13 protein-coding genes are annotated in these 15,797 nt (G+C 71.7%); 4 read left to right on the forward strand and 9 right to left on the reverse strand.

The genetic code is table 11. The annotated features are described in order from the left end of the window. Nucleotides 1-127 precede the first annotated feature (127 nt). The 4 genes from paaZ to AB0O65_RS03080 are packed head-to-tail and all read right to left on the reverse strand — an operon-like array spanning nt 128 to nt 4,986. On the reverse strand, nt 128-2,197 hold the full coding sequence (gene paaZ, locus AB0O65_RS03065; RefSeq protein WP_363382971.1) for a phenylacetic acid degradation bifunctional protein PaaZ: 2,070 nt from the start codon (nt 2,195-2,197) through the stop codon (nt 128-130). Beyond that, nucleotides 2,194-3,048 carry a 3-hydroxyacyl-CoA dehydrogenase family protein gene (locus AB0O65_RS03070; protein ID WP_363382977.1) on the reverse strand — a complete coding sequence of 285 codons (855 nt, stop codon included), beginning with the start codon at nt 3,046-3,048 and terminating at the stop codon, nt 2,194-2,196. The genes paaZ and AB0O65_RS03070 overlap by 4 nt, the downstream gene beginning before the upstream one ends. Further along, a complete protein-coding gene (locus AB0O65_RS03075) occupies nt 3,045-3,803 on the reverse strand; it encodes an enoyl-CoA hydratase/isomerase family protein (RefSeq protein ID WP_363382979.1) in 759 nt (252 codons plus the stop codon). The genes AB0O65_RS03070 and AB0O65_RS03075 overlap by 4 nt, the downstream gene beginning before the upstream one ends. Further along, on the reverse strand, nt 3,796-4,986 hold the full coding sequence (locus tag AB0O65_RS03080) for an acetyl-CoA C-acyltransferase (protein ID WP_363382982.1): 1,191 nt from the start codon (nt 4,984-4,986) through the stop codon (nt 3,796-3,798). Before AB0O65_RS03080 ends, AB0O65_RS03075 begins: the two co-directional genes overlap by 8 nt. Before the next feature lie 218 nt (nt 4,987-5,204). Between AB0O65_RS03080 and dhaK the strand changes: the two genes are divergently transcribed. The 3 genes from dhaK to ptsP are packed head-to-tail and all read left to right on the forward strand — an operon-like array spanning nt 5,205 to nt 9,420. Then, entirely contained in the window at nt 5,205-6,197 is a 993-nt protein-coding gene (gene dhaK / locus AB0O65_RS03085) for a dihydroxyacetone kinase subunit DhaK (RefSeq protein WP_363382984.1), read from the forward strand. A gap of 59 nt (nt 6,198-6,256) precedes the next feature. Beyond that, nucleotides 6,257-6,904, forward strand: a complete 648-nt coding sequence (gene dhaL, locus AB0O65_RS03090; protein WP_363382986.1) for a dihydroxyacetone kinase subunit DhaL — start codon at nt 6,257-6,259, stop codon at nt 6,902-6,904. Then, entirely contained in the window at nt 6,901-9,420 is a 2,520-nt protein-coding gene (gene ptsP, locus AB0O65_RS03095) for a phosphoenolpyruvate--protein phosphotransferase (protein WP_363382988.1), read from the forward strand. The genes dhaL and ptsP overlap by 4 nt, the downstream gene beginning before the upstream one ends. A 15-nt stretch (nt 9,421-9,435) precedes the next feature. On the opposite strand, the gene AB0O65_RS03100 is transcribed toward ptsP, so the two are convergent. Genes AB0O65_RS03100 through pdhA form a run of 3 tightly spaced genes read right to left on the reverse strand, consistent with a single transcriptional unit; the run spans nt 9,436 to nt 12,964 of the window. Then, on the reverse strand, nt 9,436-10,830 hold the full coding sequence (locus AB0O65_RS03100) for a dihydrolipoamide acetyltransferase family protein (RefSeq protein WP_363382990.1): 1,395 nt from the start codon (nt 10,828-10,830) through the stop codon (nt 9,436-9,438). After that, a complete protein-coding gene (locus AB0O65_RS03105) occupies nt 10,827-11,864 on the reverse strand; it encodes an alpha-ketoacid dehydrogenase subunit beta (protein ID WP_363382993.1) in 1,038 nt (345 codons plus the stop codon). The genes AB0O65_RS03100 and AB0O65_RS03105 overlap by 4 nt, the downstream gene beginning before the upstream one ends. Next, nucleotides 11,861-12,964 (reverse strand): pyruvate dehydrogenase (acetyl-transferring) E1 component subunit alpha, encoded by a 1,104-nt coding sequence (pdhA, locus tag AB0O65_RS03110; protein ID WP_313477568.1) that lies wholly within the window; start codon nt 12,962-12,964, stop codon nt 11,861-11,863. The genes AB0O65_RS03105 and pdhA overlap by 4 nt, the downstream gene beginning before the upstream one ends. Before the next feature lie 153 nt (nt 12,965-13,117). Here pdhA and AB0O65_RS03115 point away from each other — a divergent pair, with 153 nt between their 5' ends. After that, nucleotides 13,118-13,555: an Lrp/AsnC family transcriptional regulator gene (locus AB0O65_RS03115; protein WP_071644550.1), complete on the forward strand. Its 438-nt coding sequence runs from the start codon at nt 13,118-13,120 to the stop codon at nt 13,553-13,555. An 18-nt stretch (nt 13,556-13,573) separates the two neighbouring features. Here the strand turns inward: AB0O65_RS03115 and AB0O65_RS03120 are convergent, their stop codons facing one another. Both AB0O65_RS03120 and AB0O65_RS03125 read right to left on the reverse strand, forming a co-directional pair. Further along, entirely contained in the window at nt 13,574-14,224 is a 651-nt protein-coding gene (locus AB0O65_RS03120; RefSeq protein ID WP_313477569.1) for an HAD-IA family hydrolase, read from the reverse strand. 19 nt (nt 14,225-14,243) lie between these two features. Further along, nucleotides 14,244-15,650: an amidase gene (locus AB0O65_RS03125; RefSeq protein WP_363382997.1), complete on the reverse strand. Its 1,407-nt coding sequence runs from the start codon at nt 15,648-15,650 to the stop codon at nt 14,244-14,246. Nucleotides 15,651-15,797: the final 147 nt, after the last annotated feature.

Below are 15,797 nucleotides of genomic sequence, written 5' to 3' on the forward strand. Positions count from 1 at the left end.
TCGTTTCCGGCAGTCGCGCCGACCTCGTCGACAAGACGCGCGACACGCCGATGAACCGCCCGCCGAAACCCCCTGCCGAAACCCATATCGCCGAAACCCCGACCGCAGCGTTTTCGGCAGGGACTGTTCAGTCGGCGACCGGCTGCTTGCTGACCAGGGTCAGCACGTCGTAGGTTGCGACGACCTCGTCGCCTTGATTGCGGATCACCGCATCCCAGCGCACCTCGCCGTACTCGTCGGTCTCGCGCGGGGTGATCTGCTTGGCCGTCAGCTCGACCCGGATGCTGTCCCCCGGCGACACCGGCGTGACGAACCGCAGGTTCTCGAGCCCGTAGTTCGCCAGCACGGGGCCGGGCTCGGGATCGACGAACAGCCCCGCCGCCCACGACACGAGCAGGTAGCCGTGCGCGACGCGGCCGGGGAAGAACGGGTTGGCCGCCGCGGAGTCCTCGTCCATGTGGGCGTAGAACGTGTCGCCGGTGAAGTGCGCGAACGTCTCGATGTCGTCGAGCGTCACCTCTCGGGCATCCGACGCGATCTGGTCGCCGATCCGCAGCTCGGCGAGCGACTTGCGGAACGGATGCCGATCACCGGCGCTCGTCGCCGCACCCGTGTGCCACACTCCGGTCAGCGCCGTGAGCATCTCAGGCGACCCCTGCACCGCCGTGCGCTGCATGTGGTGCAGCACGGCGCGGATGCCGCCCAGCTCCTCACCACCTCCCGCGCGACCCGGACCGCCGTGCACGAGCCCGGGCAGGGGAGAGCCGTGCCCGGTCGACGAGCGGGCGTCGTCGCGGTCGAGCAGCAGCATCCGGCCGTTGAAGGGCGCGATGCGCGTCGCGAGTTCGACTGCCTGAGCCGGGTCGTGCGTGGCGATGCTCGTCACCAGCGATCCGCCACCGCGAGCGACGAGGTCGGCGGCCTCGGCCGTGGTCGAGTAGGTCAGCAGCGACGACACCGGGCCGAAGGCCTCCACATCGTGCACGGCCTCGGCGCTCGCATCGTCGAAGCGCAGCAGCAGCGGCGCCACGAAAGCCCCGTCAGGTGCTGGGCCCGCCGACCCGTCGGCATGCCGCACGGCGGGCGCATCTGTCGAGCCGACCACGACCCGGCCACCGGCATCCCGCAGCTTCTGCACCTGGCGCAGTACCTCGTCGCGCTGCGCCGTCGAGGCGAGCGGCCCCATAGTCACGCCCTCGGCACGCGGGTCGCCGAGCACCGTCTTCTGCGCGATCCGCGCCCGCACGGCCTCGATCACATCGTCGGCTGCCGCCGCCGGGACGATCGCCCGGCGGATGGCCGTGCACTTCTGGCCCGCCTTGCTGGTCATCTCCACGACGAGCTGGCGCACGTAGGCGTCGAACTCGGGCGTGCCGGCCACGGCATCCGTGCCCAGCACCGACGCGTTGATCGAGTCGGTCTCGGCGGTGAAGCGCACCCCGCCGGTCTGCACGGCCGCGTGCTGCCGCAGCTTCTCGGCGGTCGACGCGCTGCCGGTGAAACCGACTAGATCACCGAGCCGCAGGTGATCGAACAGATCGGGCACGCTGCCGCTGACCAGCTGCAGCGACCCCTTGGGCAGCAGCCCCGACTCGACGAGAATGCGCACCATCGCCTCGGCGAGATATCCGGTCGGCGTGGCGGGCTTCACCAGCGTCGGCATACCGGCAAGGAACGCCGGGGCGAGCTTCTCGAGAGACCCCCACACCGGGAAGTTGAAGGCGTTGATCTGCACGGCGACGCCGGGCAGCGTCGTGTACACGTGCCGGCCGAGGAAGCTGCCGTCCTTCGAGAGCGGCTCGACCGGCCCATCGACATGCACGCGACCGTTCGGCAGCTCGCGGCGGCCCTTGCCCGAGTACGAGAACAGCACCCCGATGCCGCCGTCGATGTCGACCCATGAGTCGCCCTTCGTCGCGCCGGTGCGCGCCGAGATCGCGTACAGCTCGTCCTTGCGCTCGGTCAGCGCCAGGGCGAACTGCTTGAGCAGCAGTGCCCGCTGGTGGAAGGTCAACTCGGCGAGCGAGGAGTGACCCGTCGTCCGGGCGTACTCGAGAGCGGCCTCGAGATCGAGGCTCTCGGTCGAGACCCGCGTCACGATCTCACCCGTCGACGCGTCGCGCACCTCGGTGCCCGTCGCGCCGGCACTCGGCGTCCACCACTCGCCCTGAACGTAGCTCGGCAGGAAATCGGTCATCTCTCCTCGTTCCACACGTAGAACCCCTCGCCGCTCTTGCGGCCCAGCTTTCCGGCATCCACCATCTGCCGCAGCAGCCGCGGCGGCTCGAACCGCGGCCCGAGCTCGCGCGCGAGCTCCGCGGCGATGCCGAGGCGCACATCGAGTCCGACCACGTCGGTGGTGCGCAGCGGACCCATCGGATGCCGATAGCCCAGCTCCATGGCCGCGTCGATGTCGGCGGCGTCGCCGACGCCTTCCTCGAGCATCCGGATCGCCTCCAGCCCCAGCAGCACGCCGAGCCGGCTCGACGCGAAACCGGGGGAGTCGCGGATCACCACCGGGGTCTTGCGCAGCGTCGCGACCCATTCCCGGGCGGCGTCGACGACAGCGCGATCGGTGCGCGACCCGACCACGATCTCCACGAGCGCAGAGGCGGGCACGGGGTTGAAGAAGTGCAGCCCGAGAAACCGCTCGGGCCGCTCGAGGGAGGCGGCGAGCTCGTCGATCGAGATCGACGACGTGTTCGTGGCGAGCACGGCGTCGTGTGCGACGATCTGCTCGATATGCGCCAGTGCCTCGGCTTTCAGGGTGCGATCCTCGGGCACGGCCTCGATCACCAGGCCGACGCCCGCGAAGGTGACGGGGTCGGTGTGCACGGCGAACGACTCGATCACCGGACGCGCTTCGACGAGGTCGCCACGGCGCACCGAGTTCTCGATGCTCGCCAGCACGCGCGTCCGCGCGGCGTCGGCGGACTGCTCGTCGCGCTCGACCAGCCGCACCCGCGCGCCGGCCAGCAGGAAGGCGTGTGCGATGCCGGCGCCCATGCGCCCGCCGCCCAGCACGCCCACGGTTCCCGGAACGCTCATCGGCTCTCCTTCTCGGCACGTGTCGCGCGGCGCTCGAGGAACGCCGTCATGCGCCGGCGCTTCTCATCGCTGTCGAACAGCTCGGCCTGCAGCTCGAGCTCGATCGCCGGATGCTGGTCGGCGGGCGCGAGCAGCGCACGCTTGGTGAGCTCGGTGGCCCGTGCGCCGTTCGCGCAGATGCGGTCGGCGATGGCGTGCGCAGCGCCGAGCAGCTCGTCGGGCTCGTGCAGCGACGACAGCAGACCCCACGCGAGGGCTTCCTGCGCGTCGATGATCCTGCCGGTGAGCAGCAGCTCGCTGGCACGGGCGTGGCCGATGATCTCGGGCAGCCGCCACGTGGCGCCGGCCGCGGCGATGATGCCGAGTCCCGTCTCGGGGTTGCCGAAGCGCACGCGGGGCGTGCCGATGCGGATGTCGGCGGCGTACGCGAGCTCGGCCCCGCCGCCCAGCGCGAAGCCGTCGACCGCGGCGATGCCCGGCATCGGCAGCTCGCGGATGCGACGGAAGACGGTCGAGTTGATGCCGCGCCGCGCGTCGTCGGCGGTGCGGTCACGCAGCTGGCGGATGTCGGCTCCCGACGCGAAGACGCCGTCGGCGCCGGTGAGGATGAGCACCCGCGGCTCGTTCTCGAGATCAGCGCACACCGCGTGCAGCTCGTCGACCATCGTCTGGTCGATCGCGTTGCGCACGGCGGGGCGGGCGAGCGTCACGACCGTCCGGTCGCCCCGCGTCTCGATCCGCAGCGCGTCAGCCATCGATGCGCTCCACGATCATCGCCGTGCCCTGCCCCACGCCGACGCACATCGTGGCGAGCCCGAAGCGCGCACCCTCGCGCTCCATCCGACCGAGCAGCGTGACCAGCAGACGCGAGCCGCTGGAGCCGAGCGGATGCCCGAGGGCGATCGCCCCGCCGTCGGCGTTGACGATCTCGGGGTCGACGCCGAGGCGTCGGATGCACGCCAGCGACTGCGACGCGAACGCCTCGTTCAGCTCGACCGCGCCGAGATCAGCGACGGTGAGCCCCGCCTTCTTCAGCGCCTTCTCGGTGGCGGGCACGGGGCCGAGACCCATGATCTCCGGCGCCAGCGCGGCGCTGGCGGATGCCACGATGCGCGCCCGCGGGCGCAGTCCGTACCGGGCGACGGCATCCGCCCCCGCCACGACGATCGCCGAGGCGCCGTCGTTGAGCGAGCTCGCGTTGCCTGCGGTGACCACCTCACCGCCCGCGACGACCGGACGCAGCGCGGCCAGCGCCTCGAGCGACGTCTCGCGGCGCGGTCCCTCGTCCGTGTCGACGAGCCCGCGGGTCGACTCGACCGCGACGATCTCCGGCGACAGCCTCCCGGCGTCGATGGCGGCGAGGGCTCGCTGATGGCTGAGCAGGGCGAAGGCGTCGGCATCCGCTCTGCTGATCCCCTCGACGCGCGCGACCTCCTCTGCCGTCTCGGGCATCGAGAACGTCGCCTTGTCACGAGCCAGCAGGCGGGGATTCGGGAACCGCCACCCGATCGACGTGTCATACGCGTCGCCGGGCTTTGCCCATGCGCGATCGGGCTTGGCCTGCACCCACGGCGCGCGGGTCATCGATTCGACGCCGCCGGCGACCATCAGGTCGGCGTCGCCGGCGCGGATCGCCTGCGAAGCCAGGGCGATCGCCGTCATCCCCGACGCGCACAGGCGGTTGACCGTGAACCCCGGGATGCTGTCCGGCAGTCCTGCCAGCAGCACCGCCATTCGAGCGATGTTGCGGTTGTCCTCACCGGCCTGGTTCGCGGCTCCCAGGATGACCTCGTCGATGGCATCCGCCGGCACTCCCGCCCGGGAGACCGCCTCGGCGACGACCAGCGCGGCGAGGTCGTCGGGACGGACGCCGGCGAGGGCGCCGCCGTACCGGCCGACCGGCGTGCGCACGCCGTCGACGAGATAGGCCTCGGACATCGTCATCCTCTCGAGCGCGGTCACCGGATCTATTACAGACCGATCGTTCAGGAATACGATTCCAGATCGCTCCCGGTATGGCAACCGCCACGCCCGCAGGCGGCGGAACCGCGGCTGCGCGATCGACCTTGACAACGCGAGGGGCTCCGAGCAGATTCGACCATGACGGAGGACGTTCCCGAGCGGGCGACGCCCGTGAGATCGAAGGAGATCGCAGCATGAAGAAGCTCATCAACAAGCCGGAGGACGTGCTCGTCGAATCGCTGCGGGGAGTCGCCGCCGCGCATCCCGAGCTCTCGGTCGATCTCGACACGCACGTGATCACCCGCGCGACGCCGAAGGAGCAGGGCAAGGTCGCCGTCGTCTCCGGCGGCGGGTCGGGCCACGAGCCGCTGCACGGTGGCTTCGTCGGGGTCGGGATGCTCGACGCGGCCGTCGCCGGAGAGATCTTCACCTCGCCGACCCCCGACCGTGTGCAGGCCGCCACGAAGACCGTCGACCGTGGTGCGGGTGTGCTGCACATCGTGAAGAACTACACCGGTGACGTGCTCAACTTCGAGATGGCGGCGGAGCTCGCCGAGATGGACGGCATCGAGGTCGGCACCGTGGTGGTCGACGACGACGTCGCCGTGCAGGACTCGCTCTACACGGCCGGACGCCGCGGCGTCGGCCTGACCGTGCTGCTGGAGAAGATCGTCGGCGCCGCCGCCGAGGAGGGCCAGGACCTCGCCGCGGTCGTCGCGCTCGCCGAGAAGGTGAACGCACAGGGGCGCTCGATGGGCATGGCGCTCACCAGCTGCACGGTCCCGGCGGCGGGCAAGCCCACGTTCGACCTCCCGGACGACCAGATGGAGATCGGCATCGGCATCCACGGCGAACCGGGCCGGCACCGCGAGCCGCTGGCCCCGGCATCCGATATCGCCCGGCAGCTCGTCGAGCCGATCCTCGCCGACCTCGATCTCACCGGCCCCGCGATCGTCATGCTCAACGGCATGGGCGCGACCCCGCAGATCGAGCTGTACCTGATGTACGCGGAGGTCGCCGCCCTGCTCGAGAAAGCGGGCGTGCAGATCGCCCGCAACCTCGTCGGCAACTACATCACCTCGCTCGACATGGCAGGCTGCTCGGTGACCGTGCTGAAGGCCGACGACGAGATCCTGCGCCTGTGGGATGCCCCCGTCATCACCCCCGGCCTGCGCTGGGGCGCCTGACCCGCGCCGTCCGCCTGACTCCGCCGACACCAAACCGCCTTCGCCACTCAGGAGCACGCATGACCTCGACCATCGACACCGCCGCCCTGCACGACTGGATCTCGCGCTTCGCCGTCGCGATGAACGACAACCGCGAGTGGCTCACCGAACTCGACTCGGCCATCGGCGACGCCGACCACGGCGCCAACATGGCCCGTGGCATGGCCGCCGTCATCGACAAGCTCGATGCGGGTGCACCGGAGACGATCGACGAGCTGCTCAAGGGCGTCGGGATGACGCTCGTCAGCTCGGTGGGCGGCGCGAGCGGCCCGCTGTACGGCACGTTCTTCCTGCGCATGGGAATGACCGCGGGCGCCGTGCCGACTCTCGACGCCGCATCGCTCGCGACCGCGCTGCGCGCCGGACTCGACGGCGTCGTCGCTCGGGGCAAGGCCGAGGCCGACGACAAGACCATGTACGACGCGATGGCGCCTGCCGTCGACGCCCTCGACTCGACCCTCGCCGCGGGGGCGGATCTGGGGGCAGCGCTGGTCGCCGCGGCGGATGCCGCCGCCGCCGGACGCGACGCCACACGTCCGCTCGTCGCCCGAAAGGGACGCGCGAGCTACCTCGGTGAACGCAGCGCCGGTCACCTCGACCCGGGGGCGGCGTCGACGGCGATCCTGTTCGAGACCCTCGCCGCGGCGGCGCAGGACGCAGCCGGATGATCGGCGTCGTCGCCGTGTCGCACAGCGCTCGGCTGGGTGAGGCAGCCCTCGAGCTCGCGCTGCAGATGGTGCACGGCGGCGGCGCGCAGGTGCGGGTGGCCGCCGGCGCAGGGGCAGACGCCGACGGGACGCCGATCCTCGGCACGGATGCCGTCGCCGTCGCCTCCGCGATCGACGACTTGGCCACGAAGTGCGATGGCGTGCTCGTGCTCATGGATCTCGGCTCGGCGGTGATGAGCGCCGAGCTCGCTCTCGAGCTGCGCACCAGCGACGTGCCCGTGCGACTGGCGCCGGCGCCGTTCGTCGAGGGACTGCTGGCAGCGGTGATCGCGGCCGCCGCCGGCGGGTCGCTCGACGTGGTGGCCACCGAGGCCGCGGCGGCGCTGGACGCGAAGACCGGTCAGCTGCAGGGGGATGCACCGGTCGATACTGCCTCGGTCGAGACGGCGACCGCCGTGCCTAGCTCGGCCGCGCCTGCCTCGGCCGCGCCTCCCTCGGCCGTGCCTGCGTCGTCACCGCCGGAGGAACCCCGCATCACGAGGCGGGTGCGCGTGCGCAACCCGCTCGGCATCCACGCCCGCCCCGCCGCACTCATCGCCGAGGCGTCCGCCGGGGCAGACGTGCGCCTGCGCCGACTGCCCGGCGGGCCCGAGGCATCCGCGGCGAGCCTGAGCCGTCTGCTCGTGCTCGGCGCGCGTCGAGGCGACGAGATCGAGCTCTCAGCGCCGGATGGCGATGAGCAGGCGCTCGCCGCCATCGCCGCACTCTTCGACAAGGGGTTCGGTGAGGGGGTCGACGACGCTCCCACGAGCGCGCATTCCGGTCCGCCCGCCGCCGCACCCGCCGCCGTGCCCGCGGTCGCACCGGGGACGCTGCTGCGCGGGCGCGGCGTGAGCGCGGGTGTCGCCGCGGCCTTCGCGCTCACTCTCGCGCCGCCGGTGCTCGAGCCGGACGCCGCGACGGTGATCGCCGAGGACGAGCGGGAGGCCGAGGCGTCCCGCATCCGTCAGGCGTGCGTCGCGGTCGCAGCCGATCTGCGCTCCCGCGCGGCCGCGTCATCGGGCGAGGCCCGCGGCATCCTGGAGGCGTCTGCGCTGCTGGCATCCGACCCCGACGTCGTCGCCGAGGCGTCGGCCCTGACCCGCGATGCCGGCCGCAGCGCCGCCCGGGCGATCTGGGAGGTCGCGGCTGCTCAGCTGCAGGCGCTGGAGTCCCTCGGCGGGCGCACGGCGGAGCGCGCGGCCGATGTGCGCGACGTGCGCGACCGCGTCGTCGCCGAGATCCTCGGCCTCACCGTTCCCGGCGTGCCGCAGGTCACGGAGCCGTTCGTGCTCGTCGCGCACGACCTGTCGCCCGCCGACACCGCGGCGCTGCAGGGCGGGCGCTGCGCGGCGATCGTGACGGAACAGGGCGGCCCCACCTCGCACACCGCGATCATCGCCCGCTCTCTGGGCCTGCCCGCCGTCGTCGGGGCGCGCGGCGCGACCGGGATCGCGGCCGGCACCCTCGTGCTCGTCGACGGCGATCGCGGCACCGTCGAGCTCGAGCCGACCCGGGAGCGCATCGCTGCCGCGACGCACGCCGCGACCGTCACACCGTTCGACGGGAGAGGACGGCTGGCCGACGGGTCGTCGCTTCCGCTGCTCGCCAACGTCGGTCACACGACGGATGCCCGAACCGCAGCCGCCGCCGGCGCGCAGGGCGTGGGTCTGTTCCGCACCGAGTTCTGCTTTCTCGACCGCACCGACGCACCCACCGTCGCCGAGCAGGTCGCGGCGTATCGCGGGGTGCTGGCGGCCTTCCCCGGGCGCAAGGTCGTGGTGCGCACGCTCGATGCGGGCAGCGACAAGCCGCTGCCGTTCGCGAACGCCGATCACGAGCAGAACCCGGCGCTCGGCGTCCGCGGACTCCGTATCGCCCGACGCAACCCTCAGCTGCTCGACGATCAGCTGCGCGCGCTGGCCGAGGCGGCATCGGCCGAGTCCGCGCACGTCGAGGTGATGGCGCCCATGATCGCCACCGTCGAGGAGGCACGCGAGTTCGCCGCCGCTGCCAGGGCCGCAGGTCTCGAACGGGTGGGCGTGATGATCGAGACCCCGTCGGCGGCGATCCTCGCGGCAGAGATGTTCGAGGTGGTCGACTTCGTCAGCCTCGGCACCAACGATCTCACCCAGTACACCCTGGCCGCCGATCGCCTCCTGGGCGAGCTGGGCGACCTCACCGACCCGTGGCAGCCGGCCGTGCTGCGGCTGATCGCAACCGTCGGCTCAGCCGGTCGAGCGGCGAACCGTGCGGTCGGAGTGTGCGGCGAGGCCGGGGGAGACCCGGCGCTCGCCCCCGTGCTCGTGGGGCTCGGCGCCACCAGCCTGTCGATGACACCGCGCTCGCTCGGCCGGGTGGCGGCGGCTCTCGCGGCCCTGACCCCACAGCAGTGCCGCGCCGCCGCGGAGGCCGCGCTCGCCGCAGCCACGGCGGCGGAGGCCAGAGCGGCGGCAGCCGTCGCGATCGCGTGCTGACGGCACGCCTACGGCTCAGAGGCTGCCGAATGCGTGCAGCGGGTGCTCGATCAGCTCCACCACACGGCGCAGGAATCCGGCTGCATAGCCGCCGTCGCAGACCCGGTGGTCGAAGACGAGCGAGAGCTGCGTGATGCGCCGTGCGACGATCTGGCCCTCGACGACCCACGGTCGCTCGATCATGCGACCGACGCCAAGGATCGCGACCTCAGGGTGGTTGATGATCGCGGCCGACCCGTCGACGCCCAGGCTCCCGTAGTTGTTGAGGGTGAAAGTCGACCCGCGCAGTCGCTCGGCCGGCATCCGGCCCGATCGTGCCGTGGCTGCGAGCTCGCGCAGCTGCGCGTCGAGCTCCGCGACGGTCAGCTCGTGCGCCCGGCTGATGACCGGCACCATCAGACCGCGCTCGGTGTCGGCGGCTACGCCGAGGTTCACGCCGTCGAACGAGATGACCTCGGAGGCGTCGTCGCTGAGACGCGACGCCAGCAGCGGGAAGTCCGCGAGGGCCATCAGCGTGAACCGCGCGACGAGCGCGGTGAGCGACGGGGCTCGCTGCCCCTCGGGTGCCATGCGCGAGCGCGCCCGCCACAGCTCGGTGGCGTCGACGTCGACCCAGACGGTGGCCTCGGGGATCTCGGCGCGACTGCGGCTCAACGTCGCGCTGATCGCTCTGCGCATCGGCGACAGCCGCTCGCGCGAGGCGACGGCGAGTCCTTCGACCGTGTCTGCGGCGCTGCCGGATTTCTGCGGCGACGTTCCGGATGGCTGCTCCTGCTGCCCCTCGAGGGCGTTCGCGGCCCGCAGCACATCGGCACGCGTGACAGCACCGTCTGCTCCCGTCGCCTCGAGCTGTCGCACGTCGACGCCGAGATCCCGTGCGAGCCGGCGAACGATCGGCGAGCGCACCGCGACGGTGCGCTGAGGCGGGGCCGGCTGAGGAGTGGGCTGAGGCGGGGCGGGCTGAGAGGTGGCCTGAGGCGGTGCGGGCTGAGGAGAAGCGGGCGGCAGTGCCGCGCCGGATGCTCGTGCGCGGCGACGACCGGACGAGGCGCGCTCCGTGGTGCCGTAGCCGATCAGCACGTTGCCGGAACCTGCACGCTCTTCGGCGCGATACGCCTCCTTCTCTGCATCCGGAACCGTCTCCGCCGCGTCGGTGCCGTGCTGATCAGCGACTTCCAGCACGGGCGCGCCCACCGCGATCACGTCTCCCGGTTCGCCGTGCAGAGCCGTGACCTCGCCGGCGAACGGCGAGGGCAGCTCGACGATGCTCTTCGCCGTCTCGACCTCGGCGATGGCCTGGTCGGTGGCGATCGTGTCGCCGACCGCCACCAGCCACTGCACGAGACCCGCCTCGGTGAGTCCCTCGCCGAGATCCGGCAGGCGGAAGACCCGTGCTGTCGCGGTCGTCATCGCGTCGTCTCCTCATCGTCGGGGTAGAGCGAGTCGATGGCATCCAGCACGCGATCGGCGTCGGGCAGATACCAGTGCTCGAGCTTCGGCGGCGCGTACGGGGTGTCGAAGCCGGTCACCCGGCGCACCGGCGCTTCGAGGTGCTCGAAGCACCGCTCGAAGACGCGAGCCTGGATCTCGCTTGCGACACTCGCGTAGCCGGGCGCCTCGGCGACGACGACCGCGCGTCCGGTCGCGCGCACGGCAGAAGTGACCGTCGCATCGTCGAACGGCGACAGCGAGCGCACGTCGATGACCTGAACGCTGCGTCCTTCCTCGGCGGCGATCTCGGCCGCCTCGAGGGCAACCGGAACCATCGCCGCGTAGGCGATGAGGGTGACGTCGGTGCCATCCCGCACGATCTGGGCGGTGCCGAGCTCGGCGGTGATCGAGGTGTCGACCTCGCCCTTCGACCAGTAGAGCTTCTTCGGTTCGAGGAAGATCACCGGATCGGGCGAGGCGATCGCGGCGCGCAGCAGCGAATACGCGTCCTGCGGGGTCGACGGCGACACGACCGTGAGACCGGGCGTGTGCGCGTAGTAGGCCTCGGACGAATCGCAGTGATGCTCCACGCCCCCGATGCCGCCGCCGAACGGGATGCGGATGACCAGCGGCATCCGCATCGACCCGCGCGTGCGGTTGCCGAACTTCGCGACCTGGCTGACGATCTGCTCGAACGCCGGCAGCGCGAACGCGTCGAACTGCATCTCGACGACCGGCCGCATGCCGTTCATGGCCATGCCGACCGCGGTGCCGACGATGCCGGCCTCGGCGAGCGGGGTGTCGAAGCAGCGGTCCTCGCCGAAGCGCTCTGCGAGGCCGTCGGTGATGCGGAAGACGCCACCGAGGGCGCCGACGTCCTCGCCGTAGACGACGACCGCGGGATCCTCCTGGATCGCGTCGGCGAGGGCGCGGTTGAGGGCGGCGGCCATGGTCATCGTGCCGACGACATGAGGAGTAGCCTGATCGGGGCGGAGGTCGGATGCGATGCTCATGGCTGTGCTCCCGCCTGCGTCAGAGCATCCCGTGCGATCTCGCCCTGCAGCATCCGCCACTGCTCCTCCAGCTGCGATGACCGCTCGGCCGTGACGAAGCGGAACAGATCCTCGGGGTCGAGGTCGGCGTCGGCGTTGAGGGCGGCACGCAGCTGGGCGGCGATGCGCTCGGCGCCCGCCGCGATGCGCTGCTCGTCATCGTCGGAGAGGGCGTCCTGCGCGACGAGGTGCGCGCGAAGCCGGGTCAGCGGGTCGCGCTCGATCCACGCCTGCACCTCGTCTCGCTCGCGGTAGCGGGTGTCGTCGTCCGCGTTGGTGTGCGCCTGCATCCGGTAGGTGTGCGCCTCGACGAGCGACGGTCCGCCGCCGCTGCGAGCCCGATCCACCGCCTCGCCGAGAACGGCGAGCACGGCGGCGACGTCGTTGCCGTCGACGCGTTCACCGGGCATCCCGTACCCGATCGCCTTGTGCGCGAGAGACGGAGCGGCGCTCTGGCGCGACAGCGGCACCGAGATCGCGAACTCGTTGTTCTGCACGAAGAACACCACGGGCGCGTGGAACACGGCGGCGAAGTTCATCGCCTCGTGGAAGTCGCCCTCGCTCGTCGCGCCGTCGCCGCATAGCGCCAGCACCACGGTGCTCTCGCCGCGGTGCCGCGCGGCCAGCGCGAAGCCGACGGCGTGCAGCAGCTGCGTCGCCAGCGGTGTCGCCTGCGGGGCGACGTGATGCTCGGCGGGATCGTATCCGCTGTGCCAGTCGCCTGCCAGCAGCACCATCGCGTCGGCGGGTGAGACTCCGCGCCCGATGATCGCGACGGCATCGCGGTAGGTGGGAAAGAGCCAGTCGGGCTCGTCGAGCACGAGCGCCGCGGCGACCTGGCACGCCTCCTGACCGTGCGAGGACGGGTACACCGCCAGTCGGCCCTGCCGCACCAGCGCGCTGGCCTGGTCGTTGATGCGTCTGCCCTCGACGAGGGCGCGGTACGCGTCGCGCAGCCGGTCGATGTCGGGTGCGGTGTAGTGCGCGTCGTCGACCCCATCGCCGTGCGGATCGATCAGACGCACGGGGGTCTCGCGGGGGAGCAGGTCGTCTCGCATCATCCGGTTCGCCTTCCTTGCCGAACGTGGTGACACCAGGATGCCCGCGACCCCCCAGGCGTCCAACCGATCATCCCTATTGCTGGACGATCGTTCGCCGGATGCGGATTCCGGTGACAGACTGTCAGCATCCACTGACGGAACGGACGGTGCTCGATGGCCGAGCTCGATGCCACAGATCATGCGATCCTCGCCGAGCTGCGACGCGACGCGCGGGTGTCGATGACCCACATCGCCGAGCGCGTGCACATCTCCCGGGCGGGCGCGCACGCGCGCATCAAGCGGCTCACCGAGCAGGGCGTGATCGCGGGCTACACGGTGCGCACCGACCCCGTGCAGCTCGGGCATCACGCATCCGCCTACGTCATGCTCGCGATCGAGCAGGCCAGCTGGCAGGAGGTGCAGACGCGGCTGCGTGCGATCCCCGAGGTGGAGCACATGGCGCTCGTCGGCGGCGATTTCGACGTGATCCTGCTCGTGCGCGCCAGCGACGCCCGCGACCTGCGTCGCGTGGTGCTGGAGGACATCCAGGCGATCCCGTCGATCCGCTCGACTCGCACGACCCTGATCTTCGAGGACTTCACGCGGGAGTGAGCGCTGCGGCGACGAGCGTCAGTCGATCGTCAGGACGAAGCCCTGCGCTGTGTCGACCACCGCGACCTGGGTGAGATCGGCCACGGAGTGGTGCGCGCCGTGAGCCGCGGCGTGTGAGCCGACGCCGATCACCCGCATGCCTGCGGCGAGGCCCGCCTGCACCCCGGCCTCGGAGTCCTCGAAGACGACGCAGTCGGCCGGGTCGACCCCCAGCTGCGCGGCCGCGGCCAGGAACCCCTCGGGGTGCGGCTTCGAATCGGTCACGCTCTCGGCGGTGATCGCGAGCGCGGGCACGGTGAGCCCGGCGGCCTGCATCCTGGCCGTCATCAGCGGCACGTTCGCCGAGGTGACGATCGCGTGCGGCAGCCCGCTCAATGCGGCGAGGAACGCCGCGGCACCGGCGATCTCGACCACGCCGTCGACATCGCCGCTCTCGCGGGCGAGCATCTCCTGATTCTCGACCAGGTTGATGGCGTGATCCCGCTCGGGGAGCATGATCGCCATGCTCTGGTGACCCTGCCTGCCGTGCACGGTCTGCAGCACGACCGACGGATCCAGTCCGTGCGGCTGGGCCCACTCCAGCCACAGCCGCTCGACGACCGCTGTCGAGTCGACGAGAGTGCCGTCCATGTCGAGCAGGACGGCGCGGGCGTGCAGGGTCGTGGTCATGTGCCCAGCGTAGGCCGAGTCATCGGCTCCAGATCGCGGGTTTCGGCATGGGACCTGCCCGATGCTCCAGTGCCGCTGCGAGCGAGACGATCGTCGCCTCACCGCCGGGCCGGCCGATCAGCTGCACGCTGACCGGGTGCCCCGACGCGTCCGTGATGACCGGGACGACGATCGCGGGAAGACCCGCCACGTTGACGAAGCTGCTGTACGGCGCGTAACGGACCTGCTGCGAGAATCCGCGCACCGGGTCATCGCGATCGAACCAGCCGACCCGCTGCGGCGGCAGCGCCAGTGCGGGGGTGAGCACGGCGTCGAACGGATCGAACGCCGCGATCGTCTCCTGCTCGAAGACGGATGCCGCAGCCAGCGCCTGCAGCACCTCTGATCCGGTCAGACGTCGGCCCTCGCGCACCAGCCAGGCCGTGATCGGCTCGACGAGCTCCAGCTCGGCGTCGGTGAGCGCCATCCGAGCGGCGCTGGTGCGCCAGAGGGTGGTGAACATCTCCGCGTAGCCGCGGGGTCGCCACCGGAATCCGTCGACGCCGTGTCCGGCATCCGAGAGCAGCGTCGCGGCGATGTCGACAGCGCGAGCGGCGTCGGCATCGAGGCGGATGTCGTCGGCGTCGTCCCACGGGGAGATCGTGGTCACCCCGATCCGGGCGGGAGGTGACGGCGTCGTCGCGGCGGAGAGGAACGGCCCGGACGCCGGGGCGCGCGTCGCGAACCGATGGGGCCGTCCGGCGCACTGCACGTCGAGCAGCAGCGCGGCGTCCGCCACCGAACGGGCGATGGGACCGGCGACCGGAAGACCTCCGGGACTGTCGAGGCCGGACGCGAACGGCACGCGCCCGCGGGAGGGCTTGATCCCGACGACGCCGACCGTGGCCGCCGGAATGCGGATCGAGCCGCCGCCGTCGGAGCCCGGGGCGAGCGGGAGCAGGCCAGCGGCGACCGCGGCCGCGGCTCCGCCGCTGGACCCGCCCGCGCCGTTCGCCGGGTTCCACGGATCGCGGGTGGGCGGACCGATCTGCGTCTCGGTGTACCCGGTCAACCCGAACTCGGGCGTGCTGGTCTTGCCGAGGCTGATGCCGCCGGCCTCGTCGAGCACAGCGGCCTGATCCGCGGTCTCGGTCGGAACGTGATCGCGGTGCAGCCGAGAGCCGAACCGCGTGGGCACGCCGGCTCGCGCCACGAGGTCCTTGTCGGCGAAAGGCAGCCCCCACAGGGCGCCGGCCGGCTCGGCATCCGTCAGCGCGGCGGCGCGGGCGCGGGCAGCCTCGTCGGTGACCTCGACGAACGCGCCGACCTGCGGGTCGCATCGCGCGATGCGCGCCAGGTAGTGGGCGACGAGATCCGACGGCGAGAACGTCCCGGCTCGCAGCCCGGCGAGCTGCTCGATCGCGGTCAGATCATGCAGCTCGGTCATGGATCCGAGCCTATGCCGCCGCACGTGTTAAGAATCCGGTTTCATGGCTCAGAGACAGTCTGTCGGATTCTGCACACCGGAATCGTCCTCTCGCATCGCATGCCGCGCTCTAGCCTGGTCGAGGCGGAACCGCCCCCTCACTCACCG

The sequence above is a fragment of the Microbacterium sp. NPDC077391 genome, assembly GCF_040686955.1.
GTDB lineage: Bacteria > Actinomycetota > Actinomycetes > Actinomycetales > Microbacteriaceae > Microbacterium > Microbacterium commune.